General features: G+C 37.4%; 22 protein-coding genes. 21 read left to right on the top strand and 1 reads right to left on the bottom strand.

Features of this window, described 5'->3' with window-relative positions:
- Positions 1–18 precede the first annotated feature (18 nt).
- From JNUCC52_RS11015 to JNUCC52_RS10970, 10 genes are all read left to right on the top strand, one after another.
- Positions 19–813 carry an ABC transporter ATP-binding protein gene (locus JNUCC52_RS11015; protein ID WP_337982103.1) on the top strand — a complete coding sequence of 265 codons (795 nt, stop codon included), beginning with the start codon at positions 19–21 and terminating at the stop codon, positions 811–813.
- Positions 814–846: 33 nt separating this feature from the next.
- Positions 847–1899 (top strand): FecCD family ABC transporter permease, encoded by a 1053-nt coding sequence (locus JNUCC52_RS11010; protein ID WP_173478625.1) that lies wholly within the window; start codon positions 847–849, stop codon positions 1897–1899.
- The gene (locus JNUCC52_RS11005) at positions 1896–2930 is read left to right on the top strand and encodes a FecCD family ABC transporter permease (RefSeq protein ID WP_337982102.1); all 1035 of its coding nucleotides are present in this window, start codon (positions 1896–1898) and stop codon (positions 2928–2930) included. Before JNUCC52_RS11010 ends, JNUCC52_RS11005 begins: the two co-directional genes overlap by 4 nt.
- A 95-nt stretch (positions 2931–3025) precedes the next feature.
- Positions 3026–4075 carry an NAD(P)/FAD-dependent oxidoreductase gene (locus JNUCC52_RS11000; RefSeq protein ID WP_337982101.1) on the top strand — a complete coding sequence of 350 codons (1050 nt, stop codon included), beginning with the start codon at positions 3026–3028 and terminating at the stop codon, positions 4073–4075.
- Positions 4076–4246: 171 nt separating this feature from the next.
- Positions 4247–4450 carry a 50S ribosomal protein L31 gene (gene rpmE, locus JNUCC52_RS10995; RefSeq protein ID WP_004269457.1) on the top strand — a complete coding sequence of 68 codons (204 nt, stop codon included), beginning with the start codon at positions 4247–4249 and terminating at the stop codon, positions 4448–4450.
- Positions 4451–4738: 288 nt separating this feature from the next.
- Positions 4739–5311, top strand: coding sequence for a thymidine kinase (locus JNUCC52_RS10990; protein WP_139860591.1), 573 nt, complete (start codon positions 4739–4741; stop codon positions 5309–5311).
- 251 nt (positions 5312–5562) lie between these two features.
- Complete coding sequence (prfA, locus tag JNUCC52_RS10985) at positions 5563–6639, top strand: peptide chain release factor 1 (RefSeq protein WP_173478622.1); 1077 nt, start codon at positions 5563–5565, stop codon at positions 6637–6639.
- On the top strand, positions 6626–7486 hold the full coding sequence (prmC, locus tag JNUCC52_RS10980) for a peptide chain release factor N(5)-glutamine methyltransferase (RefSeq protein ID WP_337982100.1): 861 nt from the start codon (positions 6626–6628) through the stop codon (positions 7484–7486). Before prfA ends, prmC begins: the two co-directional genes overlap by 14 nt.
- 44 nt (positions 7487–7530) lie before the next feature.
- Entirely contained in the window at positions 7531–8112 is a 582-nt protein-coding gene (locus JNUCC52_RS10975) for a stage II sporulation protein R (protein ID WP_173478620.1), read from the top strand.
- Between the two features lie 100 nt (positions 8113–8212).
- Positions 8213–9247 (top strand): L-threonylcarbamoyladenylate synthase, encoded by a 1035-nt coding sequence (locus JNUCC52_RS10970; protein ID WP_337982099.1) that lies wholly within the window; start codon positions 8213–8215, stop codon positions 9245–9247.
- A 466-nt stretch (positions 9248–9713) separates the two neighbouring features.
- Here JNUCC52_RS10970 and JNUCC52_RS10965 read toward each other — a convergent pair whose 3' ends face one another.
- Positions 9714–9911 (bottom strand): hypothetical protein, encoded by a 198-nt coding sequence (locus JNUCC52_RS10965; protein WP_173478618.1) that lies wholly within the window; start codon positions 9909–9911, stop codon positions 9714–9716.
- Between the two features lie 310 nt (positions 9912–10221).
- Here JNUCC52_RS10965 and JNUCC52_RS10960 point away from each other — a divergent pair, with 310 nt between their 5' ends.
- From JNUCC52_RS10960 to JNUCC52_RS10910, 11 genes are all read left to right on the top strand, one after another.
- On the top strand, positions 10222–10635 hold the full coding sequence (locus tag JNUCC52_RS10960) for a hypothetical protein (RefSeq protein ID WP_337982098.1): 414 nt from the start codon (positions 10222–10224) through the stop codon (positions 10633–10635).
- Between the two features lie 249 nt (positions 10636–10884).
- A complete protein-coding gene (locus JNUCC52_RS10955) occupies positions 10885–11382 on the top strand; it encodes a manganese efflux pump MntP (protein ID WP_173478616.1) in 498 nt (165 codons plus the stop codon).
- 17 nt (positions 11383–11399) lie between these two features.
- The gene (locus JNUCC52_RS10950; protein ID WP_173478615.1) at positions 11400–11840 is read left to right on the top strand and encodes a low molecular weight protein arginine phosphatase; all 441 of its coding nucleotides are present in this window, start codon (positions 11400–11402) and stop codon (positions 11838–11840) included.
- An 8-nt stretch (positions 11841–11848) separates the two neighbouring features.
- Positions 11849–13132, top strand: a complete 1284-nt coding sequence (locus tag JNUCC52_RS10945; RefSeq protein ID WP_337982097.1) for a methyl-accepting chemotaxis protein — start codon at positions 11849–11851, stop codon at positions 13130–13132.
- Positions 13133–13543: 411 nt separating this feature from the next.
- Positions 13544–13981 carry a ribose 5-phosphate isomerase B gene (rpiB, locus tag JNUCC52_RS10940; protein ID WP_173478613.1) on the top strand — a complete coding sequence of 146 codons (438 nt, stop codon included), beginning with the start codon at positions 13544–13546 and terminating at the stop codon, positions 13979–13981.
- A 123-nt stretch (positions 13982–14104) separates the two neighbouring features.
- Positions 14105–14647: a TIGR01440 family protein gene (locus tag JNUCC52_RS10935; RefSeq protein WP_173478612.1), complete on the top strand. Its 543-nt coding sequence runs from the start codon at positions 14105–14107 to the stop codon at positions 14645–14647.
- 62 nt (positions 14648–14709) lie between these two features.
- Entirely contained in the window at positions 14710–15951 is a 1242-nt protein-coding gene (gene glyA / locus JNUCC52_RS10930; RefSeq protein WP_173478611.1) for a serine hydroxymethyltransferase, read from the top strand.
- Positions 15952–16256: 305 nt separating this feature from the next.
- Complete coding sequence (locus tag JNUCC52_RS10925) at positions 16257–18410, top strand: EAL domain-containing protein (protein WP_337982096.1); 2154 nt, start codon at positions 16257–16259, stop codon at positions 18408–18410.
- 127 nt (positions 18411–18537) lie between these two features.
- Positions 18538–19167, top strand: a complete 630-nt coding sequence (upp, locus tag JNUCC52_RS10920) for a uracil phosphoribosyltransferase (RefSeq protein ID WP_173478609.1) — start codon at positions 18538–18540, stop codon at positions 19165–19167.
- Positions 19168–19347: 180 nt separating this feature from the next.
- Positions 19348–20469 (top strand): non-hydrolyzing UDP-N-acetylglucosamine 2-epimerase, encoded by a 1122-nt coding sequence (wecB, locus tag JNUCC52_RS10915; RefSeq protein WP_337982095.1) that lies wholly within the window; start codon positions 19348–19350, stop codon positions 20467–20469.
- 541 nt (positions 20470–21010) lie between these two features.
- Positions 21011–21382 (top strand): ATP synthase subunit I, encoded by a 372-nt coding sequence (locus tag JNUCC52_RS10910; RefSeq protein ID WP_139860289.1) that lies wholly within the window; start codon positions 21011–21013, stop codon positions 21380–21382.
- The last annotated feature ends 7 nt before the right edge of the window (positions 21383–21389 follow it).

Here is a 21389-nt window from a genome sequence, read left to right as displayed (position 1 = left end):
AACGAAAGGAAGTTTTGTATGTCAGTATTGGAGATCGAACATGTGGCAATTGGTTACTCCTCGATGCTTATTGTGGATGATTTCAGTGTGGCCATTCCTAAAGGACAAATCTCAACAATAATTGGCCCAAATGGCTGTGGAAAATCTACTTTATTAAAGGCTATTGCGCGTGTATTACGAACACAAAACGGTACTGTCTTTTTAGACGGTAAAGCCATTCATCAATTAAAGACAAAAGAAGTGGCAAAAAAGATGGCAATTTTACCTCAAACAGCAACAGCTCCTGGGGGATTAACTGTTTTTGAATTAATATCATATGGCCGTTTCCCTCATCAAGGAGGGTTGGGTACATTGCGTAAGGAAGATTATGAATATATTCATTGGGCCATTGATGTTACAGGACTGAGAGAGTTTTGTGATCGGCCAATAGAAGCATTGTCAGGTGGTCAGCGCCAAAGAGTTTGGATTGCCATGGCATTAGCCCAAGGTACGGATATTTTAGTATTGGACGAACCGACTACCTATTTAGATTTAGCACATCAGTTAGATATTTTATTATTGCTTGAAAAGCTGAATCGGGAAGAGGGACGGACAATTATTATGGTATTGCATGATTTAAACCATGCGTCTCGTTTTTCTCATTTTATGATGGCGATGCGTGACGGGAAATTAATCGGAAGTGGCAGCCCTCAAGAAGTGATGACAAAGGAAAATTTACAAACTGTGTTCAATATCAATGCAGAAATGGCTGTCTGTCCATATAGTAAAAATCCAATTTGTCTATCGTATCAGCTATACAATATGAAAGATTAAGCGGAGCATTGGAAGTTAAGAGGAGGAAGTAGAATGACTGCGTCGACAGGAGTAGAAGGGCTCAGTGATATAGCTGAGCTACAAAAACAATCTCACCCAATACGCGGAATAGTAGCTTTAATTTTAGGAGTTATTGGATTAGTATTTGCCATTGGCTTAGCCATCTCTTTAGGGGCAGCAGATATTTCATTAAGTACTGTTTGGACGGCAATTACGCAATTTTCACCAGAATTAACAACACATCAAATTATTCATGATATTCGTTTGCCACGAGTACTTGGAGCAGCGTTAGTAGGTGCAAGCTTCGCAGTTGCTGGTGCAATCATGCAAGGTATGACGCGCAATCCTTTAGCGGACTCAGGGTTATTAGGATTGAATTCTGGAGCGGCATTTATGCTTGCTGTCTGCTTTGCCTTTTTTCCTGGCATGCCCTATATGTATTTAATTTTATGGTCGTTTGTAGGTGCAGGTCTCGGCGTTGCGATAGTCTATGGTGTTGGCTCATTATCTAAAGGTGGCTTAACACCTATGCGTCTCGTTCTTGCTGGCGCTGCTGTAAGTGCTTTACTTGGTGCGTTAGGTGAAGGCATTGCGCTTTATTACCGCATTGGACAAGACTTAGCATTTTGGTATGCGGGTGGAGTATCTGGTACGATGTGGAGTCATCTTCGAATTTTATCGCCCTGGATATTGGTCGCGATGATTGGTGCGCTTATGCTATCCCGCTCAATTACATTGCTAAGCTTAGGTGAAGAAATAGCAATTGGGCTTGGCCAACGAACGGTTGTCGTAAAAGTGTGGGGGATGGTGATTGTTTTAATTTTAGCAGGGGCAGCAGTTTCAGTTGTAGGCGCTGTTGGTTTTGTAGGATTAATTGTTCCCCATTTTACGAGATACATAGTAGGACATGATTATCGATGGATCATCGCCTGTTCATTAGTATATGGAGCATTACTTGTTGTACTTGCTGATTTAGTTGCGCGTACTATTAATCCACCCTACGAAACGCCGATTGGTGCATTAATTGCTTTAATTGGGGTTCCATTCTTTCTTTATTTAGCCCGAAAAGGAGGAAAGGAACTGTGAGTAACGACTTTTTAACACAGAATCAACAAAACGTCAGAAGGAAAAACTTCCTTATAATAGCTACACTAATCGTTTTAATAGTAGTTACCTTTGTAATGAGCATGAACACGGGTGTAATTAAACTGACACCAATGGAAGTAATACGTACGCTTTTTGGACAAGGCGATGCGCAACAGCAATTAATATTATTTCAATTTAGGCTTCCTAGAATTGTCATTGGGGTTTTAGTAGGGATGGGCTTAGCAATAGCAGGAGCTGTTTTACAGGGCATCTCAAAAAATGCTTTAGCAGATCCAGGTATTTTAGGTATTAATGCAGGAGCTGGTTTAGCTGTAATGCTTTATATTTCTTTTTTCCCAACGACTAAATCAGTACCCGTCTATTTGCTACCAGTACTAGCCTTTATAGGGGCAGGGTTAACAGCTGTGTTAATTTATTCTTTGTCTTATAAGCGCCATGAAGGTATAACACCAATGCGTTTAATTTTAACGGGTGTTGCGGTGGCAGCTGGCATTAGTTCAGCAATGATTGTGTTAACACTTCGCCTTACTCCTGAAAATTATCAATTTGTAGCTACGTGGCTTGCAGGTAGTATTTGGGGTTCAAATTGGAGGTTTGTCCTATCCTTATTACCATGGTTATTAATTTTGTTCCCATTTATTTACATGAAATCACGGGTGTTAAACATACTCAATCTAGGAGAAGTAACATCGATTGGATTAGGTGCCTCTATTGAAAAGGAACGTCGTTGGCTATTAGCCGCATCAGTTGGATTAGCTGGAGCTAGTGTTTCTGTTAGCGGTGGAATTGGCTTTGTTGGATTAATTGCACCACATCTAGCTCGTCAACTTGTAGGAGCAAACCATCAATTTTTGCTTCCGACTTCAGCACTTTTAGGTGGCTTTTTAGTGTTATTAGCTGATACGGTAGGGCGCTCAATTTTAGAGCCTTCTGAAATACCAGCTGGAATTGTTGTAGCAGTTTTTGGGGCACCATATTTTTTATTTTTATTAGCTCGATTAAAGGAATAAAATAGATTCCGCATATTTTTAATTGAGAATGAATGTCATTATCTTTGGGAACAATAGAAAAGGCAAACGTTATAAGTAGAAAAGGGGAGAAAGACATGCCAGAAGAATTGTATGATGTAACGATTGTTGGGGGTGGACCAGCAGGATTATATACAGCTTTTTATAGCGGGATGCGCGATTTAAAAACAAAAATTATCGAATTTAGCTCACAGTTGGGTGGTCGCATGCTTATTTATCCTGAAAAAATGATTTGGGATGTCGGAGGCGTAAAGCCTATTTTAGGTGGCGAGTTGATTCAGCAGCTTATACAACAGGCAAAAACGTTTGATCCAACAATTGTTTTAAATCAAAAGATAGAAAAATTAGAAAAGCTCAGTGATGGGACATTTATTTTAACATCCGCAACAGGCGAAAAGCATTATTCCAAAGCAATCATTTTAGCGGTTGGTTATGGTGTACTGTCAATGCAAAAGCTTGAAATTGAAGGTGCAGACCGCTATGAAGTAACGAATTTACATTATACTGTGCAAGAATTAGAGATTTTCCGCAATAAACATATCCTGATTTCAGGTGGCGGCAATTCCGCTGTCGATTGGGCGAATGAACTAGAATCTATTGCTGCTAGTGTAACAATAGTCCATCGTCGTGATGAATTTGGTGGTCATGAAAAAAATGTTTTACGTATGCGAGAATCCTCTATCAATGTAAAAACACCATATGAAGTGGTGCAATTACATAGTGATGGTGATGTCATACAGTATGTGTCCATTGTCAATAAAGAAACAGATGAAATGGAATGCGTGCAAGTAGATGCGGTTGTGGTGAATCATGGCTTAAAATGTGATTATGGTGCACTTGAGGAATGGGGATTAGAAATTCAAGATGGTGTGGCGATCGTCAATGAGAAACGTGAAACGAATATAGAAGGCATCTATGGTGCAGGTGATTTTATTGATCATCCTAGTAAAGTACGATTAATTGCTGGCGCGTTTACGGATGGTATTTTAGCGTTAAATAGTGCAAAATTATTTTTAGAGCCAGATGCCCCAAAAGTGGCGTATGTATCTTCGCATAATATTCGATTTAAAGAGCGCAATAAACAAATAGGATTAGTAGATAATGATTATCGCGAAGTGCGTGGTTAAATATTGTAATAATCGTTTTTTAATATCTTTTGCTTGAAAAAAATAAAATAACTATGCTATACTTCAAAAGTATGCAACGTGTACATATGTAGCCGACATATTCGGGCTATGTAAGGTGCAGTTCGATAATACTCTGTTCCAGATGGTTCAGGGCGAGAGGAGAAAACGAATATGAAACAAGGAATTCATCCAGACTACAAAGAAGCAACAGTAACTTGCTCTTGTGGTAACACTTTCAAAACTGGTTCAGTGAAAGAAAACATCGTTGTCGAGTTCTGCAACGAATGTCACCCATTCTACACTGGCCGTCAAAAATTCGCGTCTGCTGATGGTCGCGTGGATCGTTTCAACAAAAAATACGGTCTTAAAAACTAATGTTAGTTTAATACCTGCCAAGCATGTGCTTGGCAGGTATTTTTTTCAGTATAAAAATGTGCATACGTTCATTTGCGTCTTGACGTATTTGGATTTTCCACGGCGTTGCACGTACGTCCAATAAAACAAAGACCGGATTTTGAAATGTGCTTAAGCTAGCGCAAATCCATTCGATACTGACAGTAGGTTCGGTATAAAAAATTAACACTATGGTGCAAGCATTTAAGCTAATTGCTAAAATAATTCCTTTCAAAATCCATCATTGAAAATAGAGAGGGAGAAAATACTATGGCACAGCTATACTATAAACATGGTGCGATGAATAGTGGTAAATCAATTGAAATTTTAAAAGTTGCACATAACTATGAAGAACAGCAAAAGCCTGTCATGATGTTTACATCTGGGCTCGATACGCGAGATGAGGTAGGTTTTGTTTCAAGTCGAGTAGGTTTACGACAAGAAGCTATTCCAATTTATGAGGATACGAATATTTTTGAACTTGTAAAAAACAATGTTGTAAAACCATACTGTGTTCTTGTAGATGAAGTGCAGTTTTTAAAAAAGGCTCATGTGCTACAATTAGCTAATATTGTCGACGAACTAGACATCCCTGTTATGGGCTTTGGCCTGAAGAATGATTTTCAAAATGAATTATTTGAAGGTAGTCAGTACATGCTTACATATGCAGATAAAATTGAAGAAATGAAAACGATTTGCTGGTTCTGTCATAAAAAAGCAACAATGAACTTGCGTGTCGATGAAAATGGCAAACCTGTTTATACAGGTGACCAAATAAAAATTGGTGGTAACGATGCTTACTATCCTGTTTGCCGTAAATGCCACGCACATCCACCGCTTTGAAATACCTTTAATCGGAAGAAAGCTTAATGATTTTAAGCAGTTGACCGAAGAAAATGTAGCATACATGCTGAATTTTCCTTATACTAAGTAGTGGAAATAATGCATGACTACTACGCCTAAACAAATTTTCGTCACACTCTATTGTAGGCGGAATGTTTAAAACGAATAGAGTAAAAAATACGTCTCGCTATCTTTAATGGAGGCGGATTCCTACTGGATATAGATAAATGAACTAAATAGAGGTGAAGCCCATGTTTGATAGACTACAAGCAGTAGAAGATCGTTATGAAAGGCTAAATGAGCTTTTAAGTGATCCAGATATTGTAAACGACAGTAAAAAATTACGTGAATATTCAAAGGAACAATCGGATATTCAGGAAACAGTTGATGCTTATCGTGAATATAAAAGCGTGAAAGAGCAACTAGTTGATACTCGTGAAATGTTAGATAACGAAAAAGATCCTGATATGCATGAGATGGTAAAGGAAGAATTCAACTCGTTAAAAGAACAGCAAGAAGAGCTAGAAGAACGTCTACGCGTATTGTTAATTCCAAAAGACCCGAATGACAATAAAAACGTAATTATGGAAATTCGTGGAGCAGCTGGCGGTGATGAGGCGAATATTTTCGCAGGAGATTTATTCCGCATGTATTCACGTTATGCTGAGACGCAAGGCTGGAAAATTGACATTATGGAAGCAACGCCAAACCCAATGGGCGGCTATAAAGAAGTCATTTTTATGATTAATGGGCAAGGCGCATATTCGAAATTCAAATTTGAAAATGGTGCACACCGTGTACAACGTGTACCAGCAACAGAATCACAAGGCCGTATTCATACTTCGACAGCGACAGTTGCATGCTTACCTGAAGTTGAAGAGGTAGATGTTGAAATCCATGAAAAGGATATCCGCGTAGATACGTTTGCTTCATCTGGTGCAGGTGGGCAATCGGTAAATACAACGATGTCTGCTGTACGTATGACCCACTTACCAACAGGTGTTGTTGTATCGATGCAGGATGAACGTTCACAAATTAAAAACCGTGAAAAAGCGATGAAAATTCTTCGTGCACGTGTAGCTGATAAGTATTTGCAGGAAGCTCAAAAAGAAATCGACGCAACACGTAAATCCGCAGTAGGCTCAGGCGATCGTTCAGAGCGTATTCGCACATACAATTATCCACAAAACCGCGTTACAGACCATCGTATTGGCTTAACGATTCAAAAGCTTGATCAAATCGTCGAAGGAAGACTGGACGAAATCATTGATACGCTTATCTTAGAAGAGCAAGCATCCAAGCTAGAGCGACTAAATGATGACCTATAAAAATGTGATGGAGGCCCTTGATTGGGCTTCTTCTTTTTTAGTGGATAATGGACGTGAAGAAACCGCGGGGCGTATTGTAATGCAACATATATTGGGTACAACATATTCGGGTGTTATGCTCCATTTACAAGATTCTTTAACGGCTGAACAAAGTGAACAGTTTCAAAAGCTGATTGAAGAGCATGTTAGTGGGCGACCTGTACAATATTGTATCGGTAGTGAAGAATTTTATGGACGGACATTTCTTGTGGATGAATCGGTGCTTATTCCGAGACCAGAAACAGAGGAATTAGTATTAGCAACAAACAATCGTATAGATCAATTATTTCAAAAGAAATCATTAAAGCTAGCAGATATCGGGACAGGTAGTGGCGCTATTGCCATTTCTATGAAGCTAGAATGTCCAGAGCTAACAGTAGTGGCAACTGATTTATCAACAGCAGCATTAGCTACTGCACAAAAAAATGCACAAATACTTGAGGCAGATATTGATTTTCGTCTAGGCGATTTAACGGCACCTCTTATCGGAGAGACGTTTGATATTGTTTTATCTAATCCTCCGTATATAGCATTTGAAGAAGCGAAGGACATGTCTAGCATCGTACTGGAGCATGAGCCCCATAGCGCCCTTTTTGCAGAAGAGGATGGACTTATTTTATATCGAAAATTAGCGCAACAACTCCCAGCTCTAATGAATAAGCCTGCTTTAATCGGTCTTGAAATTGGTTATACACAAGGAGAGCAGGTAGCGAAATTTTTTAAAGAAAGTTTTCCACAAGCCACTGTTACCGTTGAAAAAGATATTAATGGAAAACCGCGTATGGTTTTTTGTGAAATTGATGTATAAAGTTTCTCCTTCTTGACAACAATGTTGAGCAAGGAGGGATTTTTATGTTAAACGAATACAAGATTGTTAGATTTTCAAAATTAAATATTTTGCTAGCTTTTGCTAGACTAGTAATTATGGCGATAGCTTTACAACTATGTATTTTATATATTCCATCATTAATAGGTTCTGCAAAGGAAGCTACGAATAGTGAACAAGAAAACGATTTTCGTATAAGAGTGATAGCAAATAGCAATACAACTGATGATCAGCTAGAAAAAGAGCAACTTGTGAAAGATTTAAAACCTTATTTAATGCAAGTAGGATCAACTACAAATGTGGATAATGATAATTTTGTTACATTAAAAGAGAGTATTGAGGCAGAATTAAAAGAAAATTATCCACAATTGCGTACACAAGTGTTACTTGGGGATAACTTATTTCCACCGAAGAGACAAGATGCAATGTTTTATCCACAAAATATGTACCATTCAATCGTCGTAAAAATAGGCGATGCACGTGGTGATAACTGGTGGTGTAGCATTTTCCCGTCTATTTGTGAACCAGAAAAAGAGGAAGAAAAGGCAGAGGAAAAAGAACAAGTAACATTCTTTATTTGGGAATGGATAAAAGGATTTTTCGAATAATTGTGCACAAATTCAGATAACTTATACACAATTATTGATAAGTTATAAACAAAATGTGGATAATTCAGAAAAAAACAACGATTGAAAGAAGGTTTTTCATATGGAAACCGTGTGTAAGATTGTGGATAGTAATGTGAATAGTCAAATAACTTATGCACAAGCTGTGGATATCTTGAATGCTGGGGAGGTCGTGGCATTTCCAACAGAAACGGTTTACGGTTTAGGTGCAGTCGCTACAAATGATGATGCAGTCAGAAAGATATTTAAGGCAAAAGGGCGTCCTTCAGATAATCCACTTATTGTCCACATAGGAACGAAAGAGGAAGTTTCTCTTTATATCGAACATATTTCTGAGCTAGCAAAAAAATGTATGGATGCATTTTGGCCAGGACCGCTTACACTTGTTATGCCAGTTAAGCAAAATGTTTTGGCAGAAAGTGTGACAGCTGGATTAAAGACAGTCGGCATTCGTATGCCGAATCATCCAGTCGCACTAGCATTATTACAGCAAATTCAAAAACCACTTGCTGCTCCAAGTGCGAATCGTAGCGGGAAACCTAGCCCGACAGAAGCGATTCATGTAAAAGATGATTTAGATGGGTACATACCGTATATTTTAGATGGAGGTCCTACAGGAATTGGCTTTGAATCGACTGTGTTAGATGTTACACATGAACCACCAGTTATATTACGTCCTGGTGGTATTACAAAAGAAATGTTAGAGGCCGTAATAGGTCCAGTTATTCAACCGACTAAAATAGAGCAGACAATGGAAGAGACACCAAAAGCGCCAGGCATGAAGTATACACATTATGCGCCGAATGCACCCGTATACTTAATCGATTGTGATGAAGAAAAAGTACAGCAAGCTATACAACAACTTCACGCGCAGCATCATAAAGTAGCACTTCTAGCACCAGGGAGCTTTAAAGATCTTCAAGCAAATTATTACTTTTCAATTGGCGAAGCGGGAAGTAAAGAAGAGATGGGCGCAGCACTCTATCATGCGTTGCGAGCTTGTGATAAAACAGAAGCGACTGTTATTTTAGTGACGACGACATCTACTGAAGGTGTAGGCGCGGCTATTATGAACAGACTTGAAAAAGCTGCTGGGGGCAAGTGGTTTTCACTATAAGATTGTGAGGCGTGCATCGGCATACTATTAGCGATTCGTTAAGGTTTCGTGGCGCAACACGCGTTTTTCCTGGCGATTCTCCCAATTTTATTGGCGATTAGATGTTCTCTCTATTAGCGATTCTATAAGACAACCTATAAAAAGGGCTGTCCCAAAAGTCATTGAAATGACTTTTGGTGGCAGCCCACTTTTCATATTAAAAAAACAACAAAAAGTATATTTAAGAAGTAACATCATCTGAATGTATTCAAGCCATAGCGGATTTTGCTACTCCCAATAATTTTACATAGTAGAGTTCCAGTATTGATATTAAATGCTCATTAGCTTGTGTCCAGTAGTCATTTTTTGATAAATGCTTTGTGTCTACTAAACAAGTGTCTTTCCGAAATCAGAGAGATTTTTTCTATATGTTTGCCACCTCTAATTATCAACTTTCATCATTCAACCCCGACTTACACATCAACCACTATTCCTTTCTAGCTACAAAAGAAATTATTCCAATTATTAGTGTAATACAAGGTAATATGAGCCATAATGAACTCCTTTCAAAGAAATCGGAAAATTCATTCACAAAAATCATGTTTTTTGAAATATACATAAACATAAAAAAAGAACTCACCAATAGAATGGCTTCTGAAACATTTATATTTTTTCTTTGTTTCAATATAAACCCTCCTTATCAAATTTTGACTTATTTAAAGAAAAAATTGATTTTTTTATTATTTTTTTGTGCGATAAAATAGTACATGAAGTAAAAAAATAAAATAGGAAAAGGGGTTTTGTAATGAAAAAAGTATTTTTTAAAGTATCTCTCTTACTTAGCTTCACTCTAGTCTTATTTAATTTTTAGTTCACAAGACGTATCAGCTAATGCATTTAATCTTGAGCTAGTAAGTTCATCAAAAGTAGATTTTGAAAACTTATACATCAAGAAATCAGATGGATCGATAACTGCTTTTGATAATATTAAAGAGATGCGACTGCATTTAAATTATATCAATTCAAACGGCTATGCTCCAGAATTTACTACCTTAGCAAGATTAGGACATAGACTAATAGGAACTCAATATAAAAACAGAGTATTCTCGGGTTATTCAAAGTTCACACCTTTTTGGACAAAAGCTTCACTTTATACATTAACAAATAATCAATCAGAAAGCTTTGCTGCAACAACTAATACTGATTGGGGAAGCATTAATTTCTCATTTTCTAAATCGTATGGTGTTTCTACAAACATACCAGCAGATTCAACAAAATATAGTAGATTAGCAGGTTACGCAGATTTAAAAATTGAAAGATACTATGTAAGTTTGCCTAACTTACATAGCGGTTATTACAAAACAGAAGTGAATGTTCAAAATATTTATATTGATCCAATATACCAATAACGCAAATATCACTTCTCAGGCTGTAGACAAAGTCAGTTTATTTATTAGCGACTATTTTAAACGCTATTGTTTTAGAACTTTCTAAACGACCTTTTCAATTATTATTACTGGCTCATACAAGTAACCAGTATCCGCCAGATATCTCTAAGGGGCTTATTAGATAGCCCTTTTTTTAATATGAACATTATTGATAATAATGTATTTCCGAGCATAAAATGATAAAATATTAGGAAGCGAAGGAGTGCATTCTTGCAGGGTATTCTTGCAGGTATTTTAACGTCTGTCGATGTCGTCGGTTTATTTGTATTAATTCCAAATGTAAAATATCGATTTTTTTTGGCCATGTGGACAGCAACGTTACATATGCTTTTTCCACTACTCGGCTTTGAATTAGGAAATTACTTAGTGCGGTTTTTATTAGAGTGGGGCCAATGGATTTCGTGTATTTTATTATTTAGCATTGGATTACATTTGCTTTTGTTTTCCAGCAAAAATGAGAAAATAACCATTTCACCAGTTTTATTAGCTGTGACTGCTAGCCTAGATACCTTTTCAGTAAGTGTTTCTTTTGGTATGCTTAACTTAGAAAAAACAATTTTTATTATTAGTGCTGGATTGAGTGCTTTTCTTTGTGCATATGGGGCTTTAGTTATAGCTCGCAGAAGTCAGGTTATTTTGGGGAACAAAATTCAAATTATTGCAGGGATTGTTTTTATCATTATGAGTATTTTAGCACTCCGAAAATAATAAGGAAGGTGATAAGTGTGAATATATTATTTGTTTGTACTGGAAATACTTGTCGCAGTCCGATGGCAGAGGCTATTTTAAAGCAGAAGCAAATCGACAATGTTCAGGTTCGTTCTGCTGGGATTTATGCAATGCCGAACGCTGAAATGTCAGCACATGCGCAGCAAGTTTTAAATGAAGCGAATATGGCACATCAACATGCAGCTACACAATTATCGATGGCTGAAATAGAGTGGGCCGATTTGATTTTAACAATGACAACAGCACACAGAGATACGATTATCGCTAATTATCCAAACAAAGAAGAAAAAGTTTTTACATTGAAAGAATATGTGCATGAAGGAAGTTTAGAAAATGTTGTTGACCCTTACGGCGGTAATAAAGCCATATATGAAGAAACATTTGCAGAACTAGAGAAATTAGTAGAACAGTTAGTTAAAATACTTGAGAAGAATTGAGGGGCACTATGAAAAAACAGTTTGGCTTACGACTTAAATTAGTATTATTTGTAAGTATTCTAGCACTGATCACTTATAGTATCAGCTTTATATTCATTGAATTTATACAACCTACTTTTTTCCCAGAGATTAATCGTAAGCTATTTGAAGTGATTACTTATTTATTAGGGATTATATGGTCAGGTATTTTAGCTGCAATTTTCAGTGTTATTTTAATCAAGCCTTTACAGCGTCTTGAATATTCTGCTACACGCGTTGCAGAAGGAAAAATTGGACAGGATGTAGTGATGCCAAAAACGAACGATGAGATTCGTTCAGTGGCAATAGCTTTCCAACAAATGGTGTTAAATTTACGCCATATGGTGGAAAGTATCGATCAAAACTTCCAACAAACAAATCAATCAATTATTAAGCTATCCGATGAAACCGCAGTAGCAACAAAGAAAGCTGATGGTATTGCGGTGACAGTAAAACATATTTCCGCAGGAGCAGAAGCGTCAGCTACAGCAGTGCAAGATACAGCAGAAGCGATTGAGGATGTGCGTACATTAGCAACAGAAGTAAATACGAGAGCAGAACAGTCTGCAACGCAATCGAAAGAGATCTTACATAATTTAACTAATACAACAAAAGCGATTGAAACGTTAGTTAACAGCATTCAACAAATTGCGGCTGGCAACAATGAAGCACTAGAAAGTATTCGTACATTAGAAGATAATGCTGGACAAGTTGAACGTATCATTAGTTTAGTAGGCGACATTGCAGCACAAACAAATTTACTCGCATTAAATGCATCTATTGAAGCAGCACGTGCAGGGGAACATGGCAAAGGCTTTGCTGTTGTGGCAGAAGAAGTTCGTGGTTTGGCCGATGAAAGTGCAAAAGCTGTTCAAGGAATTACGACACTTATTCAATCAATGCAACATAATGTTGAAGTGGTTGTGAAACAAATGAATCAACAGGTAGCATTTGCAACGAAAGAGGCCGCACGTGTCTCCGAAACAACGACTGCGGTTGAAGGGATGTCATCAAGCGTCCATGAAATGGCAACAGCAATCGTAGAGATTTCTTCATTAATTGAAAAACAGATGCACAATATTGAAACAACTGCTCGACAATCTCAGGAAGTAGCAGCAATTGCTCAAGAAACATCAGCAGGTGCACAGGAAGTAAGCAGTGCAACTGAAGAGCAAGCACATGCAATTGAACAAGTAGAACAACTTGCGCAAGATTTGAAAAAACAATCCGAAGCATTGCATAAAATGATTCTACAATTCGATAGAGAAGCGTAGCAAAAAAGCATTCAATAGTATAGGCAACTGAAAGACTGTGGACAGGCTCAAAAAATCGAGCTTATCCACAGTCTTTTCTATTGATAAACCAATTACGCGTTGTGAGGGGATATGACCGTTATTAACAGGTACAATTGAAAAAATATTGAAATAGTATGTCCACTGTAGTTGAAAAGGTAGAAAAACTTCTGAAGAGGGAATATTACAACAAAAGACCATTACCCGAATTTATTAACAGGATATTCACATTATCCACAGGAAATTGACTTAAAAATGAACGTTTTTAATTCGAATTACAAGAAATGTTCGTCTTTTAGGAGAAATCAGCATAAAATTGCAACAAAAATCATGTTATTCTTGAAAGAGAAGTGGTAAACTAATGTTGACTATAATTCGAAATGAGGGAACCCAGTGAGAATAGCAATTTCTTCTGATCACGGAGGCAATAACTTACGTCGTGAGATTATGCAACTGTTAGATGAGCTTAATATTAGCTACGAAGATTTTGGTCCACAATCTGCGGATTCAGTAGACTATCCTGATTATGCAAAGCCAGTTTCTGAAGGTGTTGCTAACGGGGAATTTGATAAAGGCATTTTAATTTGTGGCACAGGGATTGGCATGTCCATCGCTGCGAACAAAGTAAAAGGCATTCGTTGTGCATTAGTGCATGATGTATTTAGTGCTAAAGCAACACGTTGCCATAATGATTCAAATATTTTAGCGATGGGTGAGCGCGTAATTGGCCCTGGCCTTGCACGTGAAATTGCTCAAACATGGCTTGAAACAGATTTTGAAGGTGGTCGTCATACACGCCGTGTGGAAAAAATCGCTGAATTAGAACAGTAATACAAGATCGTTTTCAGCCGTTCACACAAAAACAAATAGGTAGTGACAGTCTCGCACTGTCACTTTTACCTTAGCTTGACGCCTAGCGTAAATAAAAGACATTAAAATAAGGGGCTGAGCTTAATGGTTGTGCAACAAATCCAAACGCAATTGACTCAGTTACTCAGTGAATTCGAAGAGCAAGTAGTATTACGACCAAAGACTATTTTTGTTGTAGGCTGCTCTACGTCTGAAGTGATTGGTCAGAAAATTGGCACAGCAGGTGCACTTGAAACAGCAGAAGCAATTTTTGAGCCATTACAGGCATTTGCCAAGAAACATCAGCTATATTTAGCGTTCCAAGGCTGTGAGCATATCAATCGAGCGATTACGATGGAAGCTTCAGTTGCAGAACAGTTGGGCTATGAACCAGTGTCCGTTATTCCTGTTCGCACTGCAGGCGGGTCGATGTCAGCTTATGCCTATACAAAATTGGAAAGCCCAATAGTTGTAGAAGCGATACGTGCACATGCAGGTATTGATATAGGCCAAACTTTAATTGGTATGCATTTAAAGGAAGTAGCTGTTCCAGTTCGTACATCAGTGCGAACAGTAGGAGAAGCGGTTGTCACAGTAGCAACAACACGTCCAAAACTAATTGGTGGCGAACGTGCTGTATATAAATAACTCTACTTCTGTTGTCAGAGGTACATGTAAATAACGATTATACTTAGGAGGCTTTTTCAAACATGGCATACGAAAAATTAGCAGTACAAGACAAAGCAGTATTAGATGGGATTTTAGCTGAGAAAAAACGTCAACAAGCGAATATCGAGTTAATTGCATCTGAAAACTTTGTATCTGAAGCAGTAATGGAAGCACAAGGTTCAGTTCTTACTAACAAATATGCTGAAGGTTATCCTGGAAAACGTTACTATGGTGGCTGTGAACACGTAGACGTAGTAGAAGATATTGCACGTGATCGTGTGAAAGAACTTTTTGGGGCAGAATATGCCAACGTACAACCGCACTCTGGTGCACAAGCAAACATGGCTGTATACCATACAATTTTACAACCAGGTGACACAGTGCTAGGAATGAACCTATCACATGGTGGTCACTTAACACATGGTTCGCCTGTAAACTTCTCAGGTATCCTTTATAATTTCGTAGAGTACGGAGTAACAGAAGATACACATGTTATCGATTATGAAGATGTTCGTCAAAAAGCATTAGCACACAAACCAAAACTAATTGTAGCTGGTGCATCTGCATACCCACGTGAAATCGATTTCTCTAAATTCCGTGAAATTGCAGACGAAGTAGGCGCTTACTTCATGGTGGATATGGCGCACATCGCTGGATTAGTAGCGGCAGGAGAGCACCAATCACCAGTTCCTTACGCTGATTTTGTTACATCTACAACACATAAAACATTACGTGGACCACGTGGTGGTTTAATTCTTGCTTCAAAAGAATGGGAGCAAAAATTAAATAAATCTGTATTCCCTGGTATTCAAGGTGGACCATTAATGCATGTTATCGCTGCAAAAGCAGTCGCATTTGGAGAAGCTTTACAACCTGAATTCAAAGACTACGCTAAACAAATTAAAGCAAATGCACGCGCTTTAGCAGAAGTGTTAATCGAAGAAGGTGTTGAAATCGTATCTAATGGTACTGATAATCACTTATTACTACTAAACGTAAAATCTCTTGGCTTAACTGGTAAAGTTGCAGAGCATGCATTAGATGAAGTAGGTATTACAACAAACAAAAACACAATTCCATACGATACAGAATCTCCATTTGTTACTTCTGGTGTTCGTATTGGTACACCTGCAGTTACATCACGCGGCTTTAAAGAAGAAGATATGAAAGAAGTTGGCGCAATTATTGCAGCTGTACTGAAAAACCCAGAAGATGAAGCTGTAAAAGCTGATGCAAAAGATCGTGTTAAAGTTTTAACTGATAAGCATCCATTATACGCATAATTATTATTGTTTAATTATAGGCTGTGCCTTAAGTGTGTTGTTCACTTTAGGCACAGCCTTTAGTTTTTATGGAATGAAGCCGACTAGATGAAACTGCAAAACTATATTTTTTGCTTATATAAAAATAAATTCATCTTATTTTTGGATTTTTTTACATAAATATAGGATAAAAGGTTATATTATATTGGATGAGGACAATTAATGTCCCGAAGGAGAATTGTTTTTTTGTAAAAGTGACAATTTATCGAATTTTTTATGTACAATATAAAGGAGTAGAATTGATGGATATAGACGGGAGGGGTTGGATGGTTACTAAATCTATGGACGTACAAAAAAATATTTTATTAACGACAATTCGTAACTTAGGTGAACAATCTAAAGAAAGCTACGTTATTTTGGATGCTAATACTAATTTCATAGTAGAGTGTAATAATTCTTTTTGCATGCTTACAAATGCAATACGTTCACAGATTCTAGAAACAGATTATTTTGCGATGTTTTCAAGTGGGTTACAGACGACAATGCTTGAAAAAATAAAAGAGAAAATACATAGTGGAGCAATGGCGACAGAAAAGTTGCACCATCATCGCTTCGAACAGCCACCATTTTGGGCAGAAATGCAAACCCTTCCTTTTCAAAATGATGATAATGTTACATTATTCGTGTTAATAATTGTGAAGGATATTACGTATTATCATACTGAAGATTTTATAGCGGAATTAGAGAAAACCGTTTATGAGGCAATAGAAAAAGACCAGCCATTTTATAAAAAAATGGACACTATTTGTAGCAAAATAAATCAATTTTTCACGCCATATGTGTTTAGCTCAGTTCTTATTAAAACAGAGTCAAATCAATTACAAGTTTTTACGTCTAGTAGTGTTCGCCAACATGTGCCTCAGCTTTTCGAAATGAGTGACTTCTATCGAAAGGTAATGCAACAGGAAACACCGATAATCGCTTATAAGCTAGATGAGGTTGCTATTCCAATAGAATTTAAAAATTTTGCTAACCTAACAAATAATCACTCGGGATGGTTTGTACCTATTCGCAATCAAAAACAACAAGCAATCGGACTTTTTGCAATATTTTCTCAATACCCAGGGGAAAGTGTATTTTTTAACAACGTGTTTCAAAAAATAGGAGCACTCGTTGCATTAGCATATTCGTATGCGAAAACACAGAAAAAAATATGGGATTTAGCATATAAAGATATTACGACGGGCTTACCAAATCGACATAGCTTCTTAAATAAGATGGAAAAGGAAGAGCAGCGAGGGCGAATAGGCTTTATTAAAATAGTAAAACCAAGTGAATTTCATCAAGTTGTTGAATTATATGGGCGAGAAGCAGGGGATGAATTATTAAGGCAAATGGCCAGACGTCTTCAAGAACATAATAATGATTTGAAAGAGTATATTGCTAGATTCACAAGTTCTAGTCTTATTATTTCACAATTGACACCTGATGAAGAGCTCAATGATTATGAGCTTCGCATAAAAGAATTAACGCGCCAGCCTTTTATTATAAATGGTAAACATATGTATATTACATTAAAGACAGGAATTTCTTCTTTTGATAAAGATATTAAAATTGCAGATGCAATAAGATTTGCAGATAATGCATTATCTTATGCGGCCAACAAGCCAGGGACACATATGGAGATTTTTACGAAGGAACGCAATGATTTACTAGAACAACAAATGACGGTATTAAATCATTTATCCCAAGCACTTAAAAATAAAGAGATTTCAGTAAATCTACAACCAAAAGTAGATTTACGAACGGGGGAAATTCAAAGTATTGAAGCGCTAGCTCGTTGGCATTCTCCAGTGCTCGGATTTGTATCACCAGCAATGTTTATACCTGTTGCTGAAAATGCAGGGAAGGTTCGTGAAATTGACATACAAATTTTAGAAATTGTTCTTGCTTGGCTAGCGGAGCGTCAACAATTGGGGAAAAAGTTAGTGAAAGTCGCGGTCAATATATCGCCTGATCATTTTTACTATCCTCATTTTGTAAGGGATATCCGACTTTTAGTTGAAAAATATAGGATTAGCCCAAGCAATATTATTTTAGAAGTAACTGAAAATATCGGCTTAGTAGATTTTCAAACCGCATTTGCCATTATTCAAGAATTAAAGAGCTATGGCTTTAAAACATCAGTGGATGATTTTGGGACGGGTTTTTCCTCACTTAGTTATTTACAAAGATTGCCGTTCACGGAGTTAAAAATAGATCGTAGCTTTATTAATGATATAAATGATGCAGCGACATTGGCAATTGTCCGTTCAATCATTCAGCTTGCCTTAAATTTAGGCATGACATCTGTTGCAGAGGGAATCGAAAATGAGGAACAGGTTGAGATATTACGTGCGCTTGGTTGTAAGGTCGGACAAGGTTACTTCTATTATAAACCGATGGCGATTGAGCAAGTTGATTCTATACTTGATGTATAATTTGCTTCTATTTGTAGCAAACACTCTGGAAAAGGGAATATCTCGAATTTATTTTTGAGACAGCTCATGTTTTCTGTTATACTAGTTGAGATAAAAATGAAATCCGAACGGTTAGGAGAGAACCCCTTTGAGCAAAGTATACGTATTTGATCATCCACTAATCCAACACAAGTTAACTTATATTCGTGATAAAAATACAGGAACAAAAGAATTTCGTGAGCTAGTTGATGAGGTCGCAACATTAATGGCATTCGAAATTACGCGAGAAATGCCTGTAGAAGAAATTGAAATTGAAACACCAGTAACAATCGCAAAAACAAAAGTTCTTTCAGGGAAAAAACTTGCAATTGTCCCAATCTTACGCGCAGGTATTGGTATGGTAGATGGCGTATTAAAACTAATTCCAGCTGCGAAAGTTGGTCATATTGGTCTTTACCGTGACCCAGAAACATTAAAACCTGTTGAGTACTATGCAAAACTTCCAGCAGATGTGGAAGAACGCGATTTCATTATTGTAGACCCAATGCTTGCAACGGGTGGTTCAGCAGTGGAAGCTATCAACTCACTGAAAAAACGCGGTGCGAAAAGCATTAAATTTATGTGTTTAATTGCTGCGCCAGAGGGTGTAAAAGTAATTCAAGATGAGCATCCAGATGTGGACATCTATATTGCAGCACTTGACGAAAAGTTAAATGATCATGGATATATCGTTCCAGGTCTAGGTGATGCTGGTGACCGTTTATTCGGTACGAAATAATAAGTAGGAAATTGCCCGAAAAGCAATATCGTTTTCCTACAGCAACTTTATAGCATTTGAAAGCGTCCTTCATTATTGAAGGACGTTTCATAGTATGTTTAGGCAATTAGGTCTCACTTATTTTGGATGTAGACCATAACGCTTGATGTACAATATAACCAAAGGACGGTGCAAATCGTTTTGACGAAAAAATGGAAAGTGATGACGATTTTCGGTACGAGACCAGAGGCGATAAAAATGGCCCCGCTTGTATTGGAATTACAAAAACATCCCGAGCAAGTGGAATCAATCGTGACTGTAACAGCACAACATCGCCAAATGCTTGACCAAGTATTAGAAACATTTAAAATCACACCCGACTACGATTTAAATATAATGAAGGATCGTCAAACGCTAATTGACGTGACAACAAATGCATTACAAGGTTTAGATAAAGTCATGAAAGAAGCGCAACCTGATATCGTTTTAGTGCATGGTGATACGGCGACAACATTTATCGCAAGCTTAGCAGCATTTTATAATCAAATTGCGATTGGACATGTTGAAGCAGGTCTTCGAACTTGGAATAAGTATTCACCTTACCCAGAGGAAATGAATCGTCAGTTAACAGGTGTCATGGCTGATTTGCACTTTGCACCAACAGAAGTATCGAAGAAAAATCTTCTGGATGAAAATAAAAATGCGGATACTATTTTTGTCACTGGTAATACGGCTATTGATGCATTAGCTACAACAGTGAGTGAGCATTATACACATCCCGTGTTAGAAAAAATAGCAAACGATCGCATGATATTATTAACAGCGCATCGCCGAGAAAATCTTGGTGAGCCAATGCGCCATATGTTCCGAGCGATTACACGGATATTAGCTGAACATGATGATGTTCAAGTTGTCTACCCAGTGCATATGAACCCTGCTGTTCGAGAAATTGCCAATGAAATATTAGGCGATAATGACCGAGTGCATTTAATTGAACCTCTTGAAGTGTTTGATTTCCATAACTTTGCTGCGAATTCTTATATGATCTTAACGGACTCTGGTGGTGTGCAAGAAGAGGCGCCGTCATTAGGGAAACCAGTTCTAGTTCTTCGTGATACAACAGAACGTCCAGAAGGAATCGCTGCTGGAACTTTGAAACTAGCAGGAACCGAAGAGGAAACAATTTATACTCTTGCAAAAGAATTACTAGAGAATAAAGATGCATACGAAGCTATGGCAAAAGCCTCTAATCCTTATGGCGATGGACATGCTTCACAGCGAATCGTGGAAGCGCTCTTGAATTTTTTACAAAAAGGCAAGTAATATATCATTTTGACTTCTAAAAAATAAGCAAAAAGAACTAAAATTCTTTGCTGAGCTAATTTACGAGCATATTTATGTCGTAAATTAGCTTTTTTTTGCATTATTCCAAAAAAGTTTTTATAATCTATGAAAGTTCATACACAAATTTGTCAACAATTTGACAAGAGTATAGTAGCTGTGAAGTTTTTCTCCTTTACTAATTGACTTCAAATATCTCCTATTGTATGCTTACAAAGGGTAAGAATGATAAGGGTTTCAATTCGTTGATAGACGTTGAAACACTTGTTATATCAAGTTTCTACTAAATTGACAGTTCAAACCATCGCTGTCGATTTGCAACGTTTTGTGCGTTTCGGTAAATCACCGAATCAGTAAGGGGTGTAAGGCATTATTAGGAATTTACACCTGTAATTTCATTCAAATGACTCTCCCATTACTATTCCGCTGTGAGTAGTGTTTTTCACTGCTCTTTTCTGATTTCACAAAGTGGTCAGCAAACGTTTTCTTTACTCGAAAAAATGATTCAGGAGACTACAAACCAATGCTAGATTTGCATCACATTTTTGCTGTGCAGAAGAGAGCGTTATTTTTTTTGCTCGCACTTTGCGCATTAGGCTGGGGCTTTACGTCCTTTCAAACAGTTTTTGCGGGCATCGCAATCGGTGCATTTTTTGGTACGTATAATTTTTGGATTTTGGTTCGCCGTATGGAGAAGTTTGATCGTTCCATTAGTGAAGGGAAGAAAATAGGTTCACTTGGTACAGCACTGCGTTTTGGATCAGGTGTAGCGGCAGTCGCTATAGCCATTTCGTTGCCAAACTATTTTCACTTGATTAGCACGGTCATAGGGCTAATGATTCCGTACGTAGTTCTCTTTGTCGAGAGAATTGTATCTCATGTAAGGAACCACTAATTGTGCT

The organism is Lysinibacillus sp. JNUCC-52 (genome assembly GCF_015999545.1).
Taxonomy (GTDB): Bacteria; Bacillota; Bacilli; order Bacillales_A; family Planococcaceae; genus Lysinibacillus.
This window is presented reverse-complemented; position numbering and strand designations above follow the sequence as displayed.